General features: G+C 42.8%; 21 protein-coding genes. 6 read left to right on the forward strand and 15 right to left on the reverse strand.

Annotation, left to right across the window (positions count from 1 at the left end; genetic code table 11):
- Positions 1-121: 121 nt before the first annotated feature.
- Positions 122-1,132, reverse strand: coding sequence for a dipeptide epimerase (locus MUCPA_RS15255; RefSeq protein WP_008507554.1), 1,011 nt, complete (start codon positions 1,130-1,132; stop codon positions 122-124).
- Positions 1,133-1,266: 134 nt separating this feature from the next.
- Here MUCPA_RS15255 and MUCPA_RS15260 point away from each other — a divergent pair, with 134 nt between their 5' ends.
- Positions 1,267-2,256: a hypothetical protein gene (locus MUCPA_RS15260; protein WP_008507556.1), complete on the forward strand. Its 990-nt coding sequence runs from the start codon at positions 1,267-1,269 to the stop codon at positions 2,254-2,256.
- Here MUCPA_RS15260 and MUCPA_RS15265 read toward each other — a convergent pair.
- The 4 genes from MUCPA_RS15265 to MUCPA_RS15280 form a co-directional block, all read right to left on the reverse strand.
- On the reverse strand, positions 2,253-2,879 hold the full coding sequence (locus tag MUCPA_RS15265) for a rhomboid family intramembrane serine protease (RefSeq protein ID WP_063747535.1): 627 nt from the start codon (positions 2,877-2,879) through the stop codon (positions 2,253-2,255). The genes MUCPA_RS15260 and MUCPA_RS15265 overlap by 4 nt on opposite strands.
- 219 nt (positions 2,880-3,098) lie before the next feature.
- Complete coding sequence (locus MUCPA_RS15270; protein WP_008507560.1) at positions 3,099-4,769, reverse strand: sodium/sugar symporter; 1,671 nt, start codon at positions 4,767-4,769, stop codon at positions 3,099-3,101.
- A gap of 42 nt (positions 4,770-4,811) precedes the next feature.
- Positions 4,812-6,143: a xylose isomerase gene (xylA, locus tag MUCPA_RS15275; protein ID WP_008507562.1), complete on the reverse strand. Its 1,332-nt coding sequence runs from the start codon at positions 6,141-6,143 to the stop codon at positions 4,812-4,814.
- Between the two features lie 174 nt (positions 6,144-6,317).
- Positions 6,318-7,799, reverse strand: coding sequence for a xylulokinase (locus MUCPA_RS15280; RefSeq protein ID WP_008507563.1), 1,482 nt, complete (start codon positions 7,797-7,799; stop codon positions 6,318-6,320).
- Between the two features lie 170 nt (positions 7,800-7,969).
- Here MUCPA_RS15280 and MUCPA_RS15285 point away from each other — a divergent pair, with 170 nt between their 5' ends.
- The 5 genes from MUCPA_RS15285 (at position 7,970) to MUCPA_RS15305 (ending at position 13,163) form a co-directional block, all read left to right on the forward strand.
- Positions 7,970-9,001, forward strand: a complete 1,032-nt coding sequence (locus MUCPA_RS15285) for a LacI family DNA-binding transcriptional regulator (protein ID WP_040626006.1) — start codon at positions 7,970-7,972, stop codon at positions 8,999-9,001.
- A 186-nt stretch (positions 9,002-9,187) separates the two neighbouring features.
- Positions 9,188-10,567, forward strand: coding sequence for an aspartate kinase (locus tag MUCPA_RS15290; RefSeq protein WP_008507569.1), 1,380 nt, complete (start codon positions 9,188-9,190; stop codon positions 10,565-10,567).
- A 98-nt stretch (positions 10,568-10,665) separates the two neighbouring features.
- Positions 10,666-11,316 carry a DUF47 domain-containing protein gene (locus tag MUCPA_RS15295; protein ID WP_008507570.1) on the forward strand — a complete coding sequence of 217 codons (651 nt, stop codon included), beginning with the start codon at positions 10,666-10,668 and terminating at the stop codon, positions 11,314-11,316.
- A 4-nt stretch (positions 11,317-11,320) separates the two neighbouring features.
- Positions 11,321-12,325 carry an inorganic phosphate transporter gene (locus MUCPA_RS15300; RefSeq protein ID WP_008507572.1) on the forward strand — a complete coding sequence of 335 codons (1,005 nt, stop codon included), beginning with the start codon at positions 11,321-11,323 and terminating at the stop codon, positions 12,323-12,325.
- Between the two features lie 82 nt (positions 12,326-12,407).
- Positions 12,408-13,163, forward strand: a complete 756-nt coding sequence (locus MUCPA_RS15305) for a DUF4197 domain-containing protein (protein ID WP_008507573.1) — start codon at positions 12,408-12,410, stop codon at positions 13,161-13,163.
- A gap of 754 nt (positions 13,164-13,917) precedes the next feature.
- On the opposite strand, the gene MUCPA_RS15310 is transcribed toward MUCPA_RS15305, so the two are convergent.
- The 10 genes from MUCPA_RS15310 to nuoK form a co-directional block, all read right to left on the reverse strand.
- Positions 13,918-14,418 carry an acetyl-CoA carboxylase biotin carboxyl carrier protein subunit gene (locus MUCPA_RS15310; protein WP_008507574.1) on the reverse strand — a complete coding sequence of 167 codons (501 nt, stop codon included), beginning with the start codon at positions 14,416-14,418 and terminating at the stop codon, positions 13,918-13,920.
- A 2-nt stretch (positions 14,419-14,420) separates the two neighbouring features.
- Positions 14,421-15,077: a DUF4159 domain-containing protein gene (locus MUCPA_RS15315; RefSeq protein ID WP_008507575.1), complete on the reverse strand. Its 657-nt coding sequence runs from the start codon at positions 15,075-15,077 to the stop codon at positions 14,421-14,423.
- Positions 15,077-15,781 (reverse strand): 16S rRNA (uracil(1498)-N(3))-methyltransferase, encoded by a 705-nt coding sequence (locus MUCPA_RS15320; RefSeq protein WP_008507576.1) that lies wholly within the window; start codon positions 15,779-15,781, stop codon positions 15,077-15,079. The genes MUCPA_RS15315 and MUCPA_RS15320 overlap by 1 nt, the downstream gene beginning before the upstream one ends.
- 14 nt (positions 15,782-15,795) lie before the next feature.
- Positions 15,796-17,139 carry a hemolysin family protein gene (locus MUCPA_RS15325; RefSeq protein WP_008507577.1) on the reverse strand — a complete coding sequence of 448 codons (1,344 nt, stop codon included), beginning with the start codon at positions 17,137-17,139 and terminating at the stop codon, positions 15,796-15,798.
- 4 nt (positions 17,140-17,143) lie between these two features.
- Positions 17,144-17,689: an inorganic diphosphatase gene (locus MUCPA_RS15330; RefSeq protein ID WP_008507579.1), complete on the reverse strand. Its 546-nt coding sequence runs from the start codon at positions 17,687-17,689 to the stop codon at positions 17,144-17,146.
- 9 nt (positions 17,690-17,698) lie between these two features.
- Entirely contained in the window at positions 17,699-18,355 is a 657-nt protein-coding gene (locus tag MUCPA_RS15335; protein WP_008507581.1) for a DedA family protein, read from the reverse strand.
- Positions 18,356-18,408: 53 nt separating this feature from the next.
- On the reverse strand, positions 18,409-19,788 hold the full coding sequence (locus MUCPA_RS15340) for an NADH-quinone oxidoreductase subunit N (RefSeq protein WP_008507583.1): 1,380 nt from the start codon (positions 19,786-19,788) through the stop codon (positions 18,409-18,411).
- A gap of 3 nt (positions 19,789-19,791) precedes the next feature.
- Positions 19,792-21,258, reverse strand: coding sequence for a complex I subunit 4 family protein (locus MUCPA_RS15345; RefSeq protein ID WP_040627506.1), 1,467 nt, complete (start codon positions 21,256-21,258; stop codon positions 19,792-19,794).
- Positions 21,259-21,277: 19 nt separating this feature from the next.
- Positions 21,278-23,188 carry an NADH-quinone oxidoreductase subunit L gene (gene nuoL / locus MUCPA_RS15350; protein WP_008507586.1) on the reverse strand — a complete coding sequence of 637 codons (1,911 nt, stop codon included), beginning with the start codon at positions 23,186-23,188 and terminating at the stop codon, positions 21,278-21,280.
- A 126-nt stretch (positions 23,189-23,314) separates the two neighbouring features.
- Positions 23,315-23,644, reverse strand: coding sequence for an NADH-quinone oxidoreductase subunit NuoK (gene nuoK, locus MUCPA_RS15355; RefSeq protein ID WP_008507588.1), 330 nt, complete (start codon positions 23,642-23,644; stop codon positions 23,315-23,317).
- Position 23,645 lies beyond the last annotated feature (1 nt).

Below are 23,645 nucleotides of genomic sequence, written 5' to 3' on the forward strand. Positions count from 1 at the left end.
ATCTCCAATCAGATGGGCCTTTTGTTTTATACTTTATACAACCGTTTTTTACGGCCCGCGCCGGATATTATGCTCCCTAACGGATATTCGCCAGGCAGACTTAAATCGCGCCCAAAAGCAGCTACCCCTTTAATCCTAATCCGGCATCATTATTCAGCACCCATTTACCATCTTTAAATTCAGGTAAAACATAGGGGTTATTTGTAGTGAGAAAAGGGCCGTCCAAATCGGCCCAATCGCATAATGGGGCTAAAGCCGCCGCGGCCAGGGTAGCGCAGCTGGTTTCGCTCATGCATCCTATCATGGTTTTTAAACCCAATTCTTTCGCCTTTAAAATCATCTGGTGCCCTTCATACATCCCGGCCGATTTCATGAGCTTTACGTTAATGCCGTGATAAACCCCCTTCGCCCTGGCTACATCCGGTAAGCGCTGTACAGCTTCATCGCCAATTAATGGTATGGGGCTGCGCTCGGTGAGCCAGGCATTACCATCAATATCGGTTTTCAACATGGGTTGCTCTATCAGCAATACGCCTTGCTCTTGCAGCCAATAGGTCATGTCCAAACTTTGCTGCCGGTCCGTCCACCCCTGGTTGGCATCAACAAATAAAGGCACGTCGGTTACGCTACGGATGGTTTTAATCAGTTCCTGGTCACTATCCCGGCCCAGCTTTACCTTAATCACTTTAAAACCTTCTGCCTGCTTTACTTTCTGGACAATTACATCCAGCGTATCAATCCCTATGGTAAATGATGTTACCGGCATCAACGCCGGATTGCTTCCCATCAATTGCCAGCAAGGCTGTTGCTTCATCTTGCCGTCCAAATCGTGCAGGGCAATATCAATCGCGGCTTTAATAGCAGGATGGCCAGCCTCAATCTCATCCAGATAACTGTTAATATAAGCAAAATCAAAAGGGTATTTAAACTGAGCCACATCAACTTTTTGTAAAAATGCTGTAGCTGTTTGGTGGCTTTCGCCCATATACGGAACCATAGATGCTTCGCCATGCCCTGTGTATCCCTCATGCTCTATTTGCAGCAGCATAACAGGGGTTGATGTACGCGAGAATTTGGCAATAGTGAACGTGTGTTTCAGTTCGAGCTCAAAGGGTTTGTAAGTCAGTTTCATGTTAAAACCAAATCTAAAAATTTCGTTTTAACCGTGGTGGCTATCTTTAAAAATAAATAATTGTTGCCAGGGGAAGTTATTAGCTTGACAAAAAAATTACTTCAATAAAAATTTTGAACCCTATCTTTGCGGCAATGTCAGTAAAATTATACCAGCCATTCGATACGTTCAATTTTAGCAATAACAAGTGTTTCCTTACCGGCGAAACCCTTCAATCATCCGAAGAAAAAATTCAGGTTTTCCCGGCCTGGCTGATGAGCCGGTACGACTTGCAGGATCAGCCCTTTAAATTGCTGGATGAAAGCATGGCCACCTACAAGGATTTAAAGATACCTTGTTCGGCAACCGTGAACGAACGATACCTTGAGCCATTAGAGCAGGAGATAGCCGAGGCCTTTGACGGTGGCTTTGAGGGCGTACAGGCGATTGACCAACTGAAGCTTTTTCAATGGGCAGGAAAACTGCTTTACGGCATTATTTTTAACGAGATACAAATGGCTATCCGCCAATCGCATGCCCAGGGCGATGAGTTTAATATATCGCAATCCATCATTCATAAGTTTAGTAACCTGCACCTGATGCTGCAAAGCATTAATTTGCCTTTGGTATTTGAAGAGTTTAAACCCTTCAGCCTGTTTTTATTTAAGGTTAACAATCCCGAAAATGAGTTTGCTTACCGCGATGAAATTAATACGCTCACATTTTCTATCCGTTTAAAAGATTTTGGCTTAATTATTTCGTTACAGGATAACGGGGCCAACCGCAATTATCACAGGCAGATTTTAGAAAAGATAGAGGGCAAAACACTGCACCCCATCCAGTTTGAAGAATTTAGCGGCAGGATATTTTATTCGGCCTACTTGTTTAACCGCTTGCCCGAGTATAATATATTGCCTGTAGGCGAGGAGATTTATATTGAGGCGATGTCGTTAAAGGGTATGAGCACTAAGCCATTGTTTGACGATTGGCTGGGCAAAACATACGGACAGGTATTGGAAAGTTTTTGGAAACGATGGGGCTTCCTGTTGTTCGAGATCATCAAAAACCCTGAGCATCCCATGACTTTCCTGCTGGACGAGGATGAAAACTTTATCCCCGCCGAAAATATTGAGTTAGGGCTTTAACTTAAAGTGCTCAGGTGGTGGAAAAACGCCGGTACCACACGTGGGTATAGCGCTATGGTAACTATTATTCCGCAAATGGCGCCATAAAAGTGAGCGTCGTGATTAATGCTGCCGATGGCCTGCCTCGAAGCATATACGCAATAAACAAGGTACAGCGCGCCAAATACAATGGCCGGGACATGGATGGGTAAAAAAATCAGCCCCATCTGTGCAAACGGAAAAAACAAGATAGAACTAAATACCACCGCGCTGATAGCGCCCGAAGCACCCAAACTGCGGTACCAATAATCTTCTTTGTGTTTTAAAACGGTTGGCATATCGCTTAAAATCAAACTGACTGTATAAAGCAGACCAAATTGCCAATGCCCTATCACTGTTTCTAACTGAAAAGCAAAAAAGTAATACGACATCATGTTGAAAATGAGATGAGGCCAATCGCGGTGAATTAATCCACTGGTTAAAAGAGTATAAACATACTCGCCCCGGGACACGCTGTAAGGCTGTAGTATAAACCTGCTGTACAATTCATCGCTGTAAAAAGCCAGTAAACTAAAAATCAAGGTAATAGCAAATATGGCTGATGCCACCGGTGCGTAAGTTAAATAAACTGAAAATTGATCCACTATACGTAATAAGTTAACTACTGCAATGATACAGGTTTTTAACTGGAAATATTTTCAAACCAACAAGTGTGTAAAACAAAAGTCCCCGCATCCGGAGATCCGGAGCGGGGACTTTTGTTTTGAGATGCAAGAAATAAGATAAAAACTGTAGAAACCTAACAGGATTTTATCCTGCCTCAGGCATCTTGCGTCCTGTTTCTTACTTCCTGCTTCTATCTACTACCAGTAAATAGAATATAAAGCCACCAGGATACCACAAATTAATATGGAACCGGCCACAAATGCTGGGTGTGCTTTAAACATTTTGGTATCCACTTCCAGAGCATTAACCTTATCGCCTTTGCTGTTTTCAATCATGCTGATGATGTACATAAACACAATACAGATCACAAACACAAAGCCCATACGGTCAAGGAAAGGGATCTCGTAAACACCCGCGTCGGTCATTTTAGAAAAACCGCTTGGCGCCAGGAATGATAAGTTAACCCAACCCGGTAACAATTTAAACATAACCGAGAGGATAAAACCGCCTATGGTTGCAAAAAGAGCCGCGTTTGAAGTTGTTTTACGCCAGAAGAAACCTAAAATAAACATGGCAAAGATACCCGGAGATACAAAGCCCGTATATTCCTGAATGTACTGGAAACCACCTTTTTTATCGATGCCTAAATACGGTGAAATTATGATCCCTAAAAACATAGCTACAACAACTGAAACTTTACCAACAACAACCAGATTTTTTTCGGAAGCATCGTTTTTAAAGCTGTTCTTGTAAATATCCAGGGTAAATATAGTAGCAATACTGTTTACCTTACCAGCTAAGGATGCTACCACAGCAGCCGTTAATGCCGCAAAAGATAAACCCTTCATGTAAGTTGGCAATAAATCGAGTAATACCGGATAGGCATTATCCGGATTCAGCTCGCCGTTGTGCATCATCTCTTTCTGGAAAAGATCTTGTTTATACAATACATAGGCTGCAATACCAGGTAATACCACAATAACCGGCATCATTAGTTTAAGGAAAGCCGCAAATAAGATACCGCCACGGGCTGTTTTTAAATCGGCACCAAGGGCGCGTTGGGTAATGTATTGATTACAGCCCCAGTAATTTAAATTCACAATCCACATACCACCAACCAGCACGGTTAAACCAGGAAGATCCATATAGCTGGGATTATCCTTTTTAAAGATCATGTGAAAGTGATCGTTAGCGTGCGATGCCATTAACTTGAAACCGCTGATAGGGCCGGAGCTACCAAAATGTTGTGCTACCAAATCCAAAGCGATATAAGTTGTTACCAATCCGCCCAAAATTAAAAAGAACACCTGGATAACATCAGTATAACCAATTACCTTCATCCCGCCCAACGCGATGATAATAGCGAATATGGCCAAACCATACATACAAACCGTGAAGTTTACACCCGAAATACTGCTTACAGCTAAAGCGCCCAGGTACAAGATAGAAGTAAGGTTAACAACCACATATAATAACAGCCAGAAGATAGCCATAATCATGGCCACAGTACCATTATAACGTTGTTTTAAAAATTGCGGCATCGTAAAGATCTTGTTCTTCAGATACACCGGAATAAAGAAAACGGCTACAATGATCAGCGTAAGCGATGCCATCCACTCATAAGTTGAAATAGCCAGGCCCATTTTAAAGCCCGAACCGCTCATCCCTATAAATTGCTCGGCAGAAATATTGGATGCAATTAACGATGCACCAATAGCCCACCAGGTTAAGGATCCTTCGGCCAAAAAGTAATCGTGTGATGTTGCGTTAACATTCTTTTTGCGCTGGTATACCCACCAGCCGTACAAGGCGACAATTAAAAAGTAAACGAGAAATACAATGTAATCACCGGTTTGAAGTCTTTTCATATTTGTTATTTAGGTTTTAAGCGTTTATTCAACAATTATAAATTAAATATAATTGTTAATCAAGTTTTCTAAATATTCTTGTTTACCGCTTGTTACCGCAGGCTCTCCATTTTCGGCGGCGTAGTTGCGCAGATCCTCCAAACTCAATTTTCCTTCTTCAAACTCTTTGCCCTTGCCACTATCAAACGAAGCGTAACGATCAGAACGGATTTTTCTGTAGTCGGATTTCTGCAGGATATTATCAGCAATGATCAAAGCCCTTGCAAATATATCCATTCCGCCTATATGAGCGTAAAACAAATCGGCAGGGTCAGTCGAGTTCCTGCGGATCTTGGCATCAAAGTTAACACCACCGCCTTGTAAACCGGTACCATCTAAAATTACCAGCATGGCCTCAACAATCTCCGTAATATTATTAGGGAACTGATCGGTATCCCAGCCATTCTGGTAATCGCCACGGTTAGCATCGATAGATCCCAACATGCCTGCATCAGTAGCCACTTGTAATTCATGCTGGAAAGTATGGCCGGCCAGTGTAGCATGGTTAACTTCAAGGTTCAATTTAAAATCGTTCAGCAAATCGTACTGGCGTAAAAAACCAATTACCGTAGCCGAATCATAATCGTACTGGTGTTTGGATGGCTCGCAAGGTTTAGGCTCAATAAAGAAGGTACCTTTAAAGCCTTGTTTGCGGGCATAATCTTTAGCGGCATGTAAAAAAGTTGCAAAATGTTCTTGTTCACGTTTCATGTTAGTGTTCAGCAAGGTCATGTAACCTTCGCGGCCACCCCAAAACACATAATTTTCGCCACCTAAAGCAATGGTAGCATCCAGGGCAGCTTTTACCTGTGCGCCGCCGTGTGCCAGTACATTGAAATCAGGGTTGGTGGTAGCACCGTTCATATACCTGCGGTTTGAAAACAGGTTGGCTGTGCCCCATAATAATTTAACACCGCTATCGGCTTGCTTTTCTTTGGCGTAATCAACCAGGGCTTGCAAGCGTCTTTCGTTATCGGCCACATCATTGGTATAATCAACCACATCCACATCGTGGAAGCAATAGTAAGGCAGGTTAAGTTTGGTTAAAAACTCAAACGCCGCGTCCATTTTATCTTTGGCGCGCTCAACAGCGTCTGTTTTTACATTCCACGGAAAAATGTGGGTAGGCTCGCCAAACGGATCGGCACCATTACCTACAAACGAGTGCCAGTATGCACCCGCAAAACGTAAATGATCTTTTAATGTCTTTCCGGCTACTACGCGGTTTTCATCATACCAGCGAAATGCCAAAGGGTTATCCGTTTGCGGCCCTTCGTACTTAATCTGGCTGATGCCTTTAAAAAATTCCTTTTCTCCTAAAACGATATTTGCCATAATATTTATTTATTATTTGTTACTGGTTATTGTTATTGGTTATTTAGTTACTGAGTTATTGGCTACTGGGTTATTTGTTATTGAGTTGTTTGTTACCGGTTCCGGTTATTTGGTTACTGGATTATGATACCTCGATATTGGGTTATTTGTTATTGAGATAAAGATTATGGTTTCTTAACAGTCAAACAGTTGTTTGTCCAACAAACCTTTCCACTCCTGGTAGATGGCTTCGTAGCCCGGGTTTGAGGGTTCTACCAGTTGGATAGCCTTCATGTTGCTGAAAGCTTCCTGCGGGGTTGTATAAATACCGCAACCTATGCCGGCGCCTAACGCCGCGCCTATGCTGCCGTCGTTTTTGTAAAGTTCTACCGGCACGCCTGTTGCATTAACAAAAGCTTCGGTAAACAAATCGCTTAAAAACAGGTTGGCTTTACCGGCCCTGATGATGGTTGGGTTCATGCCATTTTCACGCATAATATCCAACCCGTACCTGAACGAGAAGGCAATACCCTCCTGCACAGCCCTGAAGATGTGGGCACGGGTATGTAAATTTAAGTCGATGTTTTGAAAGTGTACGCCTACCATTTTATTGTTCAGCATACGCTCGGCACCGTTGCCAAAGGGCAGGATGCGTAAACCATCGCAGCCCAGTTTGATTTGGCGTGCTTCGGTATTCATTTGCTGATAAGTGGTATCGGCTCCAAAAACGGTCTTTGTCCAGCGGTTTAAACTTCCGGTACCGTTAATGCAAAGCAAAACACCGAGCCGTTTTTGCTCGTCGGTATAATTAACGTGGGCAAAGGTGTTTACCCGCGATTCTTTATCATAAGCCAAAACATCGCTTACACCGTAAATAACACCAGAGGTACCCGCCGTTGCTGCTACCTCGCCTGGGTTTAATACATTTAAGGATAAGGCATTATTAGGCTGATCTCCCGCTTTGTAAGCTACCGGGATTCCGGCTCTTAAGCCTAAAGCATCAGCCACCGATTGTTTAAGATGTCCGTGATCTGCAAAAACAGGTTTTATGGCTGCAAACAAATCCTCGCTAAAGCCAAAGTATTCAAGTACCTCAGCAGACAACCGATTGCATAAAAAATCATAAAATATGCCTTCTGACAGGGCCGAAACTGAGGTCGTAATTTCACCGGTAAGTTTCATAGCAATAAAATCGCCGGGCAACATAATTTTATCTGTTTTGGCGTAAATATCGGGCTCGTTGGCTTTAACCCAGGCTAATTTTGAAGCGGTAAAATTACCCGGAGAGTTAAGCAAATGGCTCAAGCAAACTTCGTGGCCAATGTGGTCAAAAGCATCGTTGCCAATTTCAACCGCGCGGCTATCACACCAGATAATGCTATCGCGCAGGCAGTTTTGATCCTTATCAACCAAAACAAGGCCATGCATTTGGTAAGCAATACCAATAGCGCTGATATCTTTAGGATCTAATTGCTTTTTAATTTGTGCTAAAAGGATGGCCTTTTGCACATGCTCCCACCACATTTCGGGCGATTGCTCTGCCCAGCCGGCCTGCCTTGAGGTAATAGCCGACTCTGTTTCGGGGTACTGGGCCGATGCTATACAGGTTTGCAAATCCGCATCAACAACAGACACTTTAATAGACGATGTACCAATATCAATACCGAGAAGTAACATGTACAGGTTTTTTAATTTATAAAAGGTTTTGAAGCACCTTAGTGTTTACTTAACACTAATCAACGGTAAAATTATAGATTAATTTTGAAAATGCAACCGATTGTAATTTTTTATATTTAATTAATATTTGCGTATAATTGATACCTTGCACTGAATATGTGTCCCGCGGAATGAAGAATAAGGAAATTACCATCTACGATATAGCCAAAACGCTCAGTATTTCTCCGGCCACGGTAAGCCGAGGCCTGCGAGACCACCCGGCAATTAACCGTAAAACCAAAAAGAAAATATTGGACATGGCCAAAGAAATGGGCTACCGCTCCAACACTTTTGCCAGCAGTTTGCGTTTAAAACGCACCAATACCATTGGTGTAATTGTACACCGGCTGGACAGCTATTTTGTGGCGATGGTACTGGCCGGAATGGAAAAAGTGGCCAGCGAATTGGGTTACAACCTGATTATAAGCCAATCGCTCGAGAGTGCAGCCAAAGAAGTTACCAATGCCAATACCATGTTTAACAGCCGGGTTGACGGCTTAATGGTTTCGCTGGCCTACGATACCGAAGACATTAGCCACTTTGACGTTTTTATAGATAAGGGTATCCCCTTGTTATTTTTCGACAGGGTATTTACACATAAAAACTGCCCTACGGTAGTTATTGACAATTTTAAATCGGCCTACCAAATTACCACCCACCTCATTGAACAGGGTTGCAAAAGAATTGCCCATGTTACCGGCGATTTAAAACGCAATGTTTATGCCGACAGGTTTAAGGGCTACCGCAAAGCACTGGAGGACGGCGGCCTGGAGTACACCGACGATTTACTGATCATCAACTACCTGAACGAACACATAGGCCACGATGTGGATGCCGCCCAGCAGCTACTGGCCCTGAAGCCCATGCCCGATGGCGTTTTTATTACCAACGATGCCTTTGCTGCCTATTGTATGCGCGAGTTAAAGCAGGCCGGCATTGCTATACCGCAGGATATTGCTATCGTGGGCTTCAATAACGACCCCATCTCGGGCCTGGTTGATCCGAATTTAACTACCATTAACTATCCAAGTTACGAAATGGGCGAAGTGGCTGCAAAAACGTTGATTAACCATTTAAAAGGAGAATCGAATATGATGCTGACCGATTCAATCGTTTTAAAATCAGAATTGATTATTCGCGAATCGTCCTTAAAAAAAGGTTGATCTTCCGTTTTACAAATAATTAAAGGCTATTTGGGGTACCTGAAAATCAATCGGGCTTCAACCTCATCTATTCAGCTATTTTTATAAATTTGCCGCCTGATTATTTTGTGTGGCTTTGTTTGAAGCAGATGGGGCGTATTTCAACAAAAATTCAGTTTCGGCATTGCTTTAGAATTAAGGGATAACATGTTAACAGTAGAAAAAATTGGCGGCACATCCATGAGTGCCCTTCAGGACGTCATCAACAACATCATTTTGTTCAGACGGTCTGGCGAGGAATTGTATAACCGCATTTTTGTTGTTTCGGCATTTTCTGGCGTAACCAACTTATTGCTTGAAAATAAAAAAACGGGCGAACCTGGGGTTTACCACCGCATTGTTAAATACCAGGATTTTCATCACTCGCTCGATGAACTGATCAACAGTTTACAAAAGATCAATAAAAAATATGAACCCCTGGGGCTCGATTTGGTTATAGCTGATAAGTTTATTGAGCAACGCATTCACGATGCCCGCCATTACCTGGATAACCTGGCCAACATATTGGCATCCGGCTATGTAAGTAAAGAAGGAATTTTGCAAGCCGCCCGCGAGATACTGGCTTCTATCGGCGAAACCCATTCGGCCTTTGTATTCACCAATATTTTACAAAGCATGGGTATCAATGCTACTCTTGTTGATCTGAGCGGCTTTCACGATCATAAATCATACACCATCGATCAGCGGATCAAACACACTTTCAGTGATATTGATTTCACCAAAACCATTTGTATTGTAACCGGATACGCCAAAGGAACCGAAGGTATTATGCGCGAGTTTGACCGTGGCTATTCTGAAGTTACCTTTTGCAAAATTGCCGTAGCGGTAAAGCCCGAAGAAGCTATCATCCACAAAGAATATCACCTATGCTCTGCCGACCCTATGTTGGTAGGTATTAATAATTGCGTACCGGTTGGTTTTACCAATTACGATGTTGCCGACCAGCTGGCCGATGTGGGCATGGAGGCAATCCACCCCAAAGCATCAAAGCCACTGGAGATTAACAACATCAATCTTCGCATTAAAAACACGTTTGAGCCTGAGCACCCCGGTACCCTGATCACCAAAGATTATGTAAGCCAACAAAAAAGGGTGGAGGTTATTACCGGAACCACTAAACTGGTAATGATTGATATTTACGATCCGCTGATGGTTGGTAACGTAGGTTCGGATTTCCAGATTATGCAGGTATTTTATAACCTGGGCGTAAGCTATAATTTTAAGGCCACCAGCGCCAACAGCATTTCCATCGTGATATGGGAAAAAGATTTCCATAAACAACTGATACACGACCTGGAAGAAAAATTTGAGAAAGTAACTGTTGAAAAAGTAGCTATGGTTTGTTTAATAGGCTCAAATATCGATCAGCCGGGTTTATTGGCTAAATCGGCAGGTGCATTGGCGGGTAAAAATATCAATATCAAGAGCGCCGGCTTTGCCTTACGCAAAGTTAATATCCAGTTTTTGGTGGCCCGCGAAGATTTTGACGATGCCATTATTGCCTTAAACCATACCATGGCAACGTAATAGTCCATTTAACAAATTGATAAGAATTTAGATAGACGCAACGGCTTAACATTAACTTAACACTAAGCGGTTATCTTTGCGACTCATCAAACTAAGTCATGTCGCTAAACAGTATATTTCAATATTTTGTCCCTAAAGACAGAAAAGTGTTTTTTCCATTATTTGAGCAAGCGGCTAACAATGTAGTGGCCATCGCCACCGTTTTGGTTGAAACCGTAAATTCCAATAACCCAGCTACCCGCGACGAGCTTTACAAACAAATTGACAAACTGGAAAACATTGGCGACGAGCTTACCCACCAGATTTATATTGAACTGGGCAAAAACTTTATAACCCCTTTTGACAGGGAAGATATCCATGCTTTGGCTACAGCTATTGATGATGTGGCCGACAATATTCAAGGTGCCGCCAACCGGATGAACCTTTATCGCATTGATGATTTTACAGTACCCATCCGCAAACTGGCCGATTTGATATTGCAGGGCAGCATTGATATGGAGAAAGCCGTGAGGGAGTTAAAGGATCTGAAAAATGTGAGAAACATTGCCGACTCCTGTATCCGCATCAACAGTGTGGAAAACCAGGCCGATTATGTTTTCGACAGGGCGGTTGCAGATCTTTTTTTATACGAGAAAGACGCCATTAAACTGATTAAATACAAAGAAATTTTAGCTACGCTGGAGAATGCGACAGATATGTGTGAGGACGCAGCTAATGTAATGGAAACCATTTTAGTAAAAAACGCATAAGCGCATGACCTTATTGCTGGTTGTAGTAATCATCTTAGCCATCGTGTTCGATTTTATTAACGGATTTCACGATGCAGCAAACTCTATTGCTACCGTAGTATCTACCAAAGTACTTTCGCCTTTTATGGCGGTGCTATGGGCAGCGGCGTTTAACTTTTTGGCTTACTTTCTTATTAAGGATCATAAAGTAGCCAATACCATCGCCAAAACCGTTCACGAGCATTTTATTACCCTCGACGTTATATTGGCAGGTTTAATTGCCGCCATTACCTGGAACCTCATCACCTGGTGGTTCGGAATTCCTTCAAGTTCATCACATACCTTAATTGGAGGCTTTGCAGGGGCGGGGATGACCAATGCTTTATTTATGCACGAAAACGCCTTTAGCGCAGTAAATTCAGCACCCATTATCAAGATAGTCGCTTTTATATTTTTAGCGCCAATTATCGGTAGCATCATCGGCTTTGCTATCAACATTGCTATATTGCATATCTGCAAAAACGCCCGGCCCGCAAAGGCCGAAGTATGGTTTAAGCGCTTACAACTGGTATCATCAGGCGCTTTAAGCTTTGCACACGGTGGTAACGATGCCCAAAAAGTAATGGGTATTATTTACGTTGCCCTGGTTGCATCAAACGTAGTTGCCAAAGATGCGCCTATGCCCGAGTGGATCCCTCTTGTTTGTTATTCTGCAATCGCTTTCGGCACCATGTCGGGTGGTTGGAAAATCGTAAAAACAATGGGTTCTAAAATCACCAAGGTTACCCCTTTAGAGGGCGTAAGTGCCGAAACGGCCGGTGCAGTTACCTTATTTTTAACCGAGTATTTCGCTATACCTGTTTCTACAACCCATACCATAACCGGTTCTATCATTGGGGTTGGCTTAACTAAAAGGGTATCGGCGGTGCGCTGGGGGGTTACCCTTAACCTGATCTGGGCCTGGATAATTACCATCCCGATATCAGCGTTAATTGCCGGACTGGTTTTTGCTTTGGTAAAAAACTTTTAATAACACTGGCATTACTTTGGATATTAGCGATATTCAAACTTAAATTGAATAGCTTTGTAATAGAAGATAAAAACAACTATATATGAAGATATTACGTTTGCTTACGCTGATTGGTGCATTGATTATAGGTACAGACATCCAGTCGTCCGGCCAGGGATTTCAATCTATACTGCAAAAACTCACCGGGAAATCAACCTCCACAACAACGAAAGGAACACCTACTACGCTCGAAATAGGCTCCGCGTTAAAACAGGCACTGGAACAGGGAACCACCAAAAGCACCGACCAGCTATCTGCCTTAAACGGTTTTTTTGGCAACGCGGCCGTTAAAATACTTTTCCCGCCCGAAGCCCAAAAGGTTGAGAGAACATTAAGATCACTCGGCTTAAACCAATTATGCGATAACGTAATACTCTCGCTCAACCGTGCAGCCGAAGATGCAGCAGGACAAGCAAAACCCATTTTTATAGACGCTGTTAAACAAATGACATTGCAAGATGTAACCAACATTTTGTTAGGCAGCAACGATGCAGCTACACAGTATTTTAAACGCACAACCACTACAGCATTAGCTGATAAATTTAGGCCGGTAATACAAGCGAGCCTCACTAAGGTAGGTGCTACCAAATATTACAACGAGGTGGCTTCAACTTACAATAAAGTACCTTTTGTGAGCAAGGTAAATCCCGATATCAGTGATTATGTTACCCAAAAAGCCATATCCGGTTTGTTTATCCAAATTGCCGCCGAAGAAATTAATATCCGCCAAAACCTGGGAGCTCGTACCACGCCGCTTTTACAAAAGGTTTTCGCTTTCGCGGATAAGAATAAAAAGTAAGCCTTTTATTTATCTGAGTGATGCTATGCGGCTGTATTGCTGCAGATAAGCGCATAAAGCAACATCATTGAGGAGGTACGACGAAGCAACCTCTATACTACACAGGGCAAACTTGCAGAGCCGCTCTATGTAGAGATTGCTTCGTCCCTCGCAATGACGTTCGGGGAAAGAAATCAGAACCCTGATAATCAAATCATTAAACCAATATTATTGCAAGTAACTACCCTGTACAGGCTGAAATTCTAAGGGAATGCTGCTTTCAGAGGCCGCCGCACCGTGCTTCGACTACTGAGCCTGACGAAGTATCAGCACGACACCCTTTTTTGTGCGCGAAAGCTGTCATCCGTAGTTATACCATCCGGTCAACTGAAAAAAAACAAGAATGATGTTTGGAACTTGTAGATTATCAAGCGCAGATAAAAAATGTGCGCAATGGCCCGACTGCACGCCGGGCCGGGTGTTGGCCTCTGGGCGGAAGGATCGGGCAGTCTTGACTTTTTTGGTTACTTTTTGTGTCAAGACAAAAAGTAACAAGCTCTTCCGCGGCGATTGAGCGGGCCGATGTTCTAAATTAAGAATACTGATTTTTGGAGAAAAGATAGTGCATTGATAATCAGCGCACCGAATATAATGCATACTTACCGCTTTTAAAAGGGCCCTCCTCGCGTCGGGATGACATAATGGAGAGAAATTCAGTATTGACAATCAAAAACTTAACAGCACGCCATTGCGAGGAGGTACGACGAAGGAATCTCTATTTAAACAAAATCAGCAGCTGCCCCTTTTCAACCTTATCGGCAGGCTTTATTTTAATGGTTTTCACAACAGCATCAGCCGGTGCCTTAATAATGTTTTCCATTTTCATCGCCTCCAGTACAAAAAGGCTTTCTCCTTTTTTCACCTCATCACCTTCGGCAACCAATACTTTGAGTACCAGGCCTGGCATTGGCGCTTTTATATCGCTTATTTTATTGCTATTCAGATTATTTAATCCAAGTTGCTCCAATAAGGCATCAAACTGGTCTTTAGCCTCAAGGCGGTAAACGTTACCGTTCACCTTTATCGATGCCGTTTTATTGGTTTGATCAAAATCAACTACTTCAACCTGATACGATTGATAACGAAGTAAAACGTGATAATTATTGTTATCGAATTTAACCATATCGGCTGCTATATCGCCGCCGTTCAGGGTTACCTTACCCGATTTGTTTTCCAGCTCGTAATCAAATTTCCCGTTTACCTTAATCTTATACATAGCTATTGTGTTAAAACGTACTGGATTAAATTGGCGCCCATTTTTAGCGCCTTCAGCCTGCTCTCCTGGGTGTCGTTAGCATAAGTACCATAATCCTCCCAACCATTGCCTAAATCGCACTCATAAGTGTAAAAACAAACCAACCTACCCTGGTATATCAGGCCAAATCCCTGTGCCCGCTTGCCATCGTGCTCATGAATTTTGGGCAGTCCATTAGGGAAATCAAACTTTTGATGATAGATAGGATGATTGACAGGCAGCTCAACAAAATTAAGTTCCGGAAAAACCCGCTTCATCTGAATGCGGATGTATTTATCAAGGCCGTAATTATCATCAATATGCAAAAAGCCACCGCCAGTTAAATACTTGCGCAGGTTTTTTACTTCCAGGTCAGAGAAGATCACGTTACCATGCCCGGTTAAAAAAACAAATGGGTAGTTGAACAGTTCGCCGCTTGCCAACTCAACCACCTCGTCTTGCTGCTGAAAGTTGGTTTTTAAATTATCATTACAAAATTTAATCAGGTTGGGTAAGGCTGTGCGGTCACCGTACCAATCGCCACCGCCACTATATTTCACCTTCGCCATTTTGTAGGTAGGCTCGCTAAAACTGCCGAACAGCAGCAGGCAGCAAAGCGGTAAAATGGTTATTAACTTCATCAGCGGTTTAAAAAATTGATCTCGAAGCAAGCTTCCAGTGCGGCCGTTTCTGTTCTTAAACGACTATTTCCTAAAGTTATTGGTTCAAATCCATTTTGCAAAGCATCTTCAATTTCTTTTGGCGAAAAATCACCTTCGGGGCCAATTAAAATCAGGTAGCAGCCCTGTAGCTTTAACAAGCTGCTTAACTCAGCTTTGTCGCCGGGCTCGCAGTGCGCAATAAACTTTTGCCCGTCAAAAGGCTGGTTGATCAGTTTTTGAAACGGTGTAACCTCATTTAATAAGGGATGGTAGGCCTTAAGTGATTGTTTAATAGCAGAAGTGATGATCTTATTCAATCTTTCGGCCTTGGCCTCTTTACGTTCCGAACGCTGGCAAATCATGAGCGAGATCTCGTCGATACCAATTTCGGTGGCTTTTTCTAAAAACCACTCCAGCCTTTCCAGGTTTTTGGTAGGTGCAACCGCAATATGAAGATAATGATTCCGCCTGCCAAATTCGTTCTGAAGCGATAATAACTTGAGTGCTACTTTTTTAGGATGAGCATCAACAATTTCGGCCTCGTACAAACCTCCATGGCCATCAATCAGTTGAACGTGGTCGCCCATTTGCAAACGCAATACCCTAATGCAGTGTTTGCTTTCCTCTTCGCTCAAAAAATAAATAGGCGAATCGGTAATATCAGGTGTATAAAAAAGTTGCATCGGCTTGGCAATTTTTAATGCAGATCTACCGTATCTTCTTCGTCAATCAGTAATTCCAGCTTTACAGATTCGATATTTTGGTCGGATTTTCTCAACACAGTAATATTGTAACCGTTGGCTTCCTTCTGCTCGCCAACTTCGGGTATTTTGCCAAACACATCGCCCAACCAGCCGGATACGGTATCAAAATCGCCATCTTCGGGCAGGTCGTGCGGTAAAAATCCGTTTACATCGTATATCGAAGCCAGCGCATTCACCACAAATTCACGATCGCTTAGTTTTTCAACTATCGGCTTCTCCTCGTCGTACTCATCCTGTATCTCGCCCACCAGTTCCTCAACAATATCCTCCAGGGTAACCATACCCGCGGTACCGCCAAATTCATCAAGCACAATCGCTATCTGGATCCGCTTTTGCTGCAGCTCGGCCATCAGGTTATTGATCTTTTTAGTTTCGGGGATAAAATAGGGTTTACGGATGATGTCCTTCAGGTTAAAATCAACATGGCCTACTATCAACGGCAAAATATCCTTGGCATGTACTATCCCGATGATCTTATCGATGGTTTCATCGTAAACAGGCATCCGCGAATAACCTTCGCTTATAATTTCGTCAAGCAGTTCCTTCTGGCTGCAGTTCATCTCCACGCCCGAAATTTTAGTTCGGGGTACCATGATGTTTTTCACCACACGCTCGTTAAAATCAAACACGTTTTTAATCAGTTCGTGCTCGTTTGAATCGATGGCCCCGCTTTCCTTACCCTGATCCAGCAGATACTGCAATTCTTCCGAACTGTGGTGGGCCTCGTTGCCGTGCACCGCGTTGATACCAAACATCCGGAGTACCAGGTTAGCCACATTGTTGAGCACCCAGATCACCGGCTTAAAAACGGTATAAAAAATACTGAGCGGAACCGAAATGGCCATGGTAACGCCTACAGGGCGCTGTATAGCGAACGATTTGGGAGCCAATTCGCCAAAAACGATGTGCAAAAATGTAATTAAGCTAAAGGCTACAACGTGGCTGGTATTGATGATAAAAGATGAGGTAATAACCACACCAAAAAAGTGAAACAAGTTCAACATCATGGTGGTTACTACCTCTTCGCCGGCCCAGCCCAGCCCAAGCGAAGCAATGGTAATGCCTAATTGCGTAGCGGCCAAAAAGCCGTCAAGGTTATGGGTAATGCTGCGGGCAACTTTAGCCATGCGGCCGCCCGATTTAACCTGTATTTCAATTTGCGACCCCCTTACTTTTACTATAGCAAATTCCGCCGCAACAAAAAATCCGTTGAGCAAAACCAAAAAAATGGTCAGAAATATATGGAAAACACTTATATCTAAATCGGGTGGCGCCATTTAATTATTGATAAGTTGGAAATGTGGCCTTATAAAGGTCCATTGCTTCGGTTATAACCTTGTAGGCATAACGCTGTCCCATCAAATGCTCAATGGTTACGTTTTTACCTTCAAGCTTTTTGTAATCCTGGAAAAATCGTACTATCTCTTTCATGGTATGCGGCGGAAGCTCAGTTAACTCGTTGATGTAATTAACAGACATATCGTTTTTTGCTACCGCAATGATTTTATCATCCTGCTCACCATTATCAATCATGTGCATCACACCGATTACCTGCGCCTCAATGATAGACATGGGGTAAACATCTGCCGAGCAAATTACCAATACGTCAAGCGGATCCTTATCGTCGCAATAGGTTTGGGGTATAAAACCGTAGTTTGCCGGGTACATCACCGATGAAAACAATATTCTGTCCAACTTCAACAGGCCAGACTCCTTGTCTATCTCGTATTTAGCTTTAGATCCTTTTGGTATCTCAATAATAGCGTTAACAATGGTTGGAATATTCTCACCTGGAGAAACCTGGTGCCAAGGGTGTTGTGTACTCATAAATGGATATTATGTATTTGTTTTTATTTCGTCGTTTGTATTCTTCGTCAGCTTACTCTTTAAAAAGGCAAAAATAAGCGGTATAGTTGTTATTACAATTAAACCAATTACAATATACTGTAAATAATTTTTTAAATCAGGATATTTTCTACCTAAGTAATAGCCTGATAACGTTAGGGTTGTAACCCAGGCAACGCTGCCTATCAAATTATATAAACTAAATTTTTTAAAATCAACCCTTACCACGCCGGCAAAAATAGGCGCAAACGTTCTGATGATAGGAAAAAACCTGCCCAAAACCAATGCCATACCACCGTGTTTGTTGTAAAAGCTTTCGGCAATGTGCACGTATCGCTTTTTAAAGAAGAAGGAATCGTCCTTGCTAAACAAAATATGCCCCGTTCGGTATCCAAACCAATAGCCAACGTAGTTGCCTAAAAAACCGGATACAATTAAGCTGGAAACCAATATATAAATGGGGACATTCAATAACCCTGTTGCGCATAATAAACCGGCTAAAAATAAGAGATAGTCGCCCGGTAAAAAAAAACCGAAAAAAACTCCTGTTTCGGCGAAAACAACAACAAGTAACAAGTAAAAGCCGCCCTGACTTATAATAGACTGAGCGTCAGTTAAACTTTGCAGGTGGTCCCAGAAACTTTCCATTCAGATATCAGTAAAATTACAAATATTAAATCAATTTGTATTACTGATATGTATTAAATTAAGTTGGTCAATAAAACCGGGTAAATACCTATCAGGATAGTAACCAGGGCCGATACCGCCAAAACAAAGGTAAAATACCCAGGAACTGCTAATTCGGTGCGCTCGGCAGAGTGGAAGTACATGGCCACAATAACCCTGAAATAATAATAAATACTGATGATGGCATTGATGACGGCGATAACTACCAATGCTATTTGGAATTGCGACAAGGCGCTTGAGAACATGAAGAACTTACCTATAAAACCTGCCGTTAAGGGGATACCAGCCAACGATAACATGGCAATAGTTAATACAAAGGCCAGAAAAGGATTCTTTTTAGCTAAGCCATCAAAGCTGGTAAAGTTATCGCTGCCGGCTTGTTGCTGCACCAATATCAATACCCCAAACGCGATGATAGAGGCGATAGAGTAAGCCGTGGCATATACAAACACCGCATTTGATGAGTTGGCACCTAAAGCTACAATAGCAAACAACATATAGCCTGCGTGTGATATACTCGAAAAAGCCAGCATGCGTTTAAAGCTCTGCTGATAAAGTGCGGTAATGTTCCCGATAAATAAAGTGAGGATTGTGATGACCAGAAGGGTAGGCATCCAAAGATCGGAAACAGGGTTAAAGCAAGTAGCAAACAAACGCAGGAAAGCGGCAAAGCCAGCTGTTTTTACTACGGTTGACATGAAAGCAGTGATCAGGGTAGGGGAGCCTTCGTAAACATCGGGCGTCCAGAAATGGAATGGCGCAGCGCCTACTTTAAAGCATAAACCAACAATGATCAACAAAATCCCAGTAAATAAAAGAGGATCGGCTCCGCGCGGATGCTCGATGATCCAGTTGCGGATGGTTTCCAAATCGAATGATCCGGTAGCGCCATAGATCAGCGTAATACCGAAAAGTAAAAACCCGGTAGAGAAAGCGCCCATTAAAAAGTACTTTAAAGCGGCTTCGTTTGAAGCAAAATCTTTCTTCTTGATACCTGCCAAAATGTATAAACTAACCGACATAATTTCGATGCCGATAAACAACATCGTTAAGTTATGATAGGATAACATCACAATGATACCCGCCAACGAGAACAGGATCACCGCGTAATACTCGGCCACATGCTCGCTTATTCTCTCAAAATAATCTTTTGAAAGCATCAGTATCAATATGGTTGATAAGATGGTGATGGCTGAAAAGGCGATAGCATAGTTATCAAACAGCATCATGCCATGAAAAATAGGACCCACGTTGGCGCCCCATTCGGCAATGGCGCAACCAAGCGCCGCCAATAACCCAACAATAGTAACCGGCAATAAAGCTTTTTTAGCGTTATATAAACCAAGGTACAGAATAACAATTGGTAAAACAGAAATGATTATTAAGGTATTCATGGTTTACTTAACTGAGATTAATTTTTTTTGGTTCACTTGATCAATTAGATTGGTAACGCTCGCTTCAGAGATATGCAGGATAACCTGCGGATAAACACCGATAACAATAATGAGCAGGCAGATAATGCCCAACACTACTTTTTCGGAACCTGTAATATCTGTAAATGTGGCTGTAAGGGTGTTGGTTTCGCCCTGCATTACCTTTTTGTACATCCTGAGCATGTATACGGCACCAAAGATGATAGTTAAGCCTGCCACTGCCGAAAGCCAGATATTATATTGAAAAATGCCGTTTAGCAGTAAAAACTCACCGATAAAGCCGTTGGTTAAAGGTAAGGCTACAGTACCCAGTACGATAATTAAAAAGGCTATGGCAAATTGCGGGGCAACTTTAGCAATACCGCCCATTTGTGTAATATCACGGGTATTTAAACGGCGACTGATGATATCCATGATAAAGAATAAGCCCACCACGTTAATACCGTGGTTAAGCATCTGGATCATGGCACCTTGCACACCCTGCACATTCCAGGCAAAAATACCGGCGGCAATTAAGCCAACGTGCCCGATAGATGAATAAGCTATTAAGCGTTTGCCATCTTTTTGATTAAAGGCGATAAGCGAGGCATAAACTATACCGATAACGGCCAGCACAATGACGGTACAAACCCATCTGTCGAAACCCAGCGGCGATATAGGAATTAACCAGCGGATAACACCGTAGATACCCATCTTCAGCATAATACCGGATAACATCATGGTTCCCGCTGAAGGGGCTTCGGTATAGGTATCGGGTTGCCAGGTATGGAACGGGAATAAAGGCATCTTGATAGCAAAAGCTAAAAAGAAGGCCCAAAACATTACCGACTGCTGTGAGGCATCTAAATTTAGATTATAAAAGGCATCAAGCGCAAATGTTTTACCGGGTGTTTGCAGGTACAGGTAAATGATACCCAGCAGCATAAACAATGAACCGGCAAATGTGTAAATAAAGAATTTTAAAGTGATGCGCACCCTATCTGCTCCGCCCCATAAGGCGCAGATGAAGTAGATAGGCAATAAAGCGGCTTCCCATCCTACATAAAATAAAAAGCCATCTAACGCTGTAAACACAAGTAATAGCCCGGCCTGCATAAACAAAATGAGCGAATACATTACCGGCTGGTTTTTGTACTCGTGCTTGAAGGTAGTCAGGATAATTAGCGGAACCAGGATGGTAGTTAATAAAACCATCACCATGCTGATGCCATCGATACCCGCCTTAAAATGGATACCGAAACTTTCTATCCACGCATAATCAACCGCAAACTGTGTACTGGCATCGGGTATAAACTGAGAAAGCAGGAAGACAGCGACGCCTAATTCTGCAAGGGCAAATAGCAGTGCCACCGTTTTGGCCGCTCCGTTTTTAAACAACAGTGCTGCCAGCGCACCCAGTAATGGTAAAAGAAGTAGAATAATAACCATCATTAATATATTGTAAATGCCTTTAAATTCTGAATAAATTATAAACCAACACGCCAACAATGCCAATTACCATCATAAAGATGTAAAAGCCTACGTTACCGTTTTGCAATAAGCGCAAACCTTTGCTACCCTCGATAGAACCTTTACCCAAGCCGTTCACCAGTCCGTCGATGCCTAACAGATCAACCACTTTATAGAAAAACACGGATAATGCATCCAGCGGCTTGCGGATCACGGTATCGTATAACTCGTCGATATAAAATTTGTGATAGGATAAGCTGGTTAAAGCCGGACGCTCTTCGTTATCCGCAACAGGGATATTCTTGTTGTCACCATATTTAACTGCGGCATAAACCGCCGCCACTATTGCACCTAAAACGGAAATACACATTAAAGTAATTTCAGTCGACCTTGATAAATGATTAACTGTTGCTTCCTGCAAAGCGGTTGATCTTTCAAATACCGGTGCCAGGAAATGCTGAAGCCAGTGATGTCCGCCCATAACTTCGGGAACGCCTATAAAACCGCCCAGGAGAGATAATATAGCCAACACGATTAATGGAAAGGTCATGGAAACGGGAGCTTCGTGGATGTGATGCTCTTGCTCGTGCGTTCCTCTGAATTTACCATAAAAGGTAAGATAGATCATGCGGAACATGTAGAAGGAGGTGCACATCGCAGTAAGTACGCCAACTATCCAAAGTGTTTGGTTATGTGCAAATGTTTCGGCCAATATCTCATCTTTTGAAAAGAAGCCCGCGAAGGGTGGTATCCCGGAGATTGCTAATGTACCAATCAGCATGGTTGCAAAGGTGATGGGCAGTTTTTTTCTTAATCCCCCCATCTTACGCATATCCTGCTCGCCGCTTACCGCGTGGATAACCGAACCGGCGCAAAGGAATAAAAGCGCTTTAAAGAAAGCATGTGTTAACACGTGGAAAAATGCCCCGGTATAGGCGCCTACGCCCAAGCCCAAGAACATATAACCTAATTGTGATACGGTTGAATAAGCCAGTACCTTTTTAATGTCAGTTTGCGTAATCGCGATCAGCGCTGCAAAAACAGCTGTAGTTAAACCGATAATAGCGATGATGTGCATAGTTACCGGCGCCAGCGTAAACAAAATATTGGAGCGGGCTATCATATAAATACCTGCTGTAACCATGGTTGCGGCATGTATTAACGCGGAAACAGGTGTTGGACCGGCCATCGCGTCGGGCAGCCAGGTGAATAAGGGAATCTGTGCGGATTTACCGGTAGCACCTATAAATAATAAGATAGTGATTAAAACCAAGGTGGCATCGCCCGAATGCATCAGCGCAGCTTTATCCCAGATCTCGTTAAACGAAACAGAGCCGAAAGTATGGAAGATCACAAACACGCCCAGTAAAAAACCAAGATCGCCGATGCGGTTCATCACAAAAGCCTTTTTGGCAGCATCCGCATAAGCGGGATTAGTAAACCAGAAACCGATGAGCAGATAAGAGCATAAGCCCACGCCTTCCCAGCCGATAAACATAATTACGTAGTTGGAGCCCAGCACCAGCAGCAGCATAAAAAAGATGAAGAGGTTGAGGTACGAAAAGAATTTACCAAAACCGGCATCATCGTGCATATAGCCTACGGAATAAACATGGATCAGGAAGCCTACACCGGTGATCACCAATAGCATAATAGCGCTTAACTGATCGATCAGGAAAGAGAAGGGGATATTTAAGCTTCCAACTTTAATCCAGTCGAACAGGTCGACATTAACGGCCACTCCTGTAGCGTTGATCTGTAAAAAAGTGGCCACGCTTAAAGCAAACGATAGCAATACAACCGTACTGCCGATAAAACCAATAACACCTTTAGAAAGCGTATTTCGGCCCAGTCCGTTGATAATAAAACCAATTAACGGTAATATTGGAATAAGCCAGATGTAATTATTCATATAAGCCCCCTTTAAATCATCCCCGTAAGGGATGACTTTTTTATTTTTTGTTTTTTTATTTTATACTTTTCTACGAGTACCCTTACTTTATTTAACTCCGCCTATCGGCGATGACCGGTAAAGGATTTACCACTTCAACCTGTTCAGTACGTTAACATCAAGCGAATTGGTGTTCCGGTATATCATCACGATGATGGCTAAACCGATGGCTACTTCGGCGGCAGCTAATGCCATAATGAAGAATACAAATACCTGCCCGCTCGGATCGTTATGATAAACAGAAAAAACAGTAAGCAATAAATTAACCGCGTTTAACATCAGTTCAACCGACATAAATATCACTATGGCGTTACGGCGAAGCATTACCCCCATTACACCGATTGAAAAAATGATGGTGCTTAAGATGATGTAATGGTTAAGCGGTATCGACTGTATGTTTTGTGTTAAAGTTTCCATA

This window comes from Mucilaginibacter paludis DSM 18603 (assembly GCF_000166195.2).
GTDB classification, from domain to species: Bacteria; Bacteroidota; Bacteroidia; order Sphingobacteriales; family Sphingobacteriaceae; genus Mucilaginibacter; species Mucilaginibacter paludis.

Excerpts from the sequence above, each read along its gene's own strand:
- MUCPA_RS15255 (WP_008507554.1), bottom strand. The coding sequence starts at position 1,132 with ATGAAACTGACTTACAAACCCTTTGAGCTCGAACTGAAACACACGTTC.
- MUCPA_RS15260 (WP_008507556.1), top strand. The coding sequence starts at position 1,267 with ATGTCAGTAAAATTATACCAGCCATTCGATACGTTCAATTTTAGCAAT.
- MUCPA_RS15270 (WP_008507560.1), bottom strand. The coding sequence starts at position 4,769 with ATGAAAAGACTTCAAACCGGTGATTACATTGTATTTCTCGTTTACTTT.
- xylA (WP_008507562.1), bottom strand. The coding sequence starts at position 6,143 with ATGGCAAATATCGTTTTAGGAGAAAAGGAATTTTTTAAAGGCATCAGC.
- MUCPA_RS15280 (WP_008507563.1), bottom strand. The coding sequence starts at position 7,799 with ATGTTACTTCTCGGTATTGATATTGGTACATCGTCTATTAAAGTGTCT.
- MUCPA_RS15285 (WP_040626006.1), top strand. The coding sequence starts at position 7,970 with ATGAAGAATAAGGAAATTACCATCTACGATATAGCCAAAACGCTCAGT.
- MUCPA_RS15290 (WP_008507569.1), top strand. The coding sequence starts at position 9,188 with ATGTTAACAGTAGAAAAAATTGGCGGCACATCCATGAGTGCCCTTCAG.
- MUCPA_RS15295 (WP_008507570.1), top strand. The coding sequence starts at position 10,666 with ATGTCGCTAAACAGTATATTTCAATATTTTGTCCCTAAAGACAGAAAA.
- MUCPA_RS15300 (WP_008507572.1), top strand. The coding sequence starts at position 11,321 with ATGACCTTATTGCTGGTTGTAGTAATCATCTTAGCCATCGTGTTCGAT.
- MUCPA_RS15305 (WP_008507573.1), top strand. The coding sequence starts at position 12,408 with ATGAAGATATTACGTTTGCTTACGCTGATTGGTGCATTGATTATAGGT.
- MUCPA_RS15310 (WP_008507574.1), bottom strand. The coding sequence starts at position 14,418 with ATGTATAAGATTAAGGTAAACGGGAAATTTGATTACGAGCTGGAAAAC.
- MUCPA_RS15315 (WP_008507575.1), bottom strand. The coding sequence starts at position 15,077 with ATGAAGTTAATAACCATTTTACCGCTTTGCTGCCTGCTGCTGTTCGGC.
- MUCPA_RS15320 (WP_008507576.1), bottom strand. The coding sequence starts at position 15,781 with ATGCAACTTTTTTATACACCTGATATTACCGATTCGCCTATTTATTTT.
- MUCPA_RS15325 (WP_008507577.1), bottom strand. The coding sequence starts at position 17,139 with ATGGCGCCACCCGATTTAGATATAAGTGTTTTCCATATATTTCTGACC.
- MUCPA_RS15330 (WP_008507579.1), bottom strand. The coding sequence starts at position 17,689 with ATGAGTACACAACACCCTTGGCACCAGGTTTCTCCAGGTGAGAATATT.
- MUCPA_RS15335 (WP_008507581.1), bottom strand. The coding sequence starts at position 18,355 with ATGGAAAGTTTCTGGGACCACCTGCAAAGTTTAACTGACGCTCAGTCT.
- MUCPA_RS15340 (WP_008507583.1), bottom strand. The coding sequence starts at position 19,788 with ATGAATACCTTAATAATCATTTCTGTTTTACCAATTGTTATTCTGTAC.
- MUCPA_RS15345 (WP_040627506.1), bottom strand. The coding sequence starts at position 21,258 with ATGATGGTTATTATTCTACTTCTTTTACCATTACTGGGTGCGCTGGCA.
- nuoL (WP_008507586.1), bottom strand. The coding sequence starts at position 23,188 with ATGAATAATTACATCTGGCTTATTCCAATATTACCGTTAATTGGTTTT.
- nuoK (WP_008507588.1), bottom strand. The coding sequence starts at position 23,644 with ATGGAAACTTTAACACAAAACATACAGTCGATACCGCTTAACCATTAC.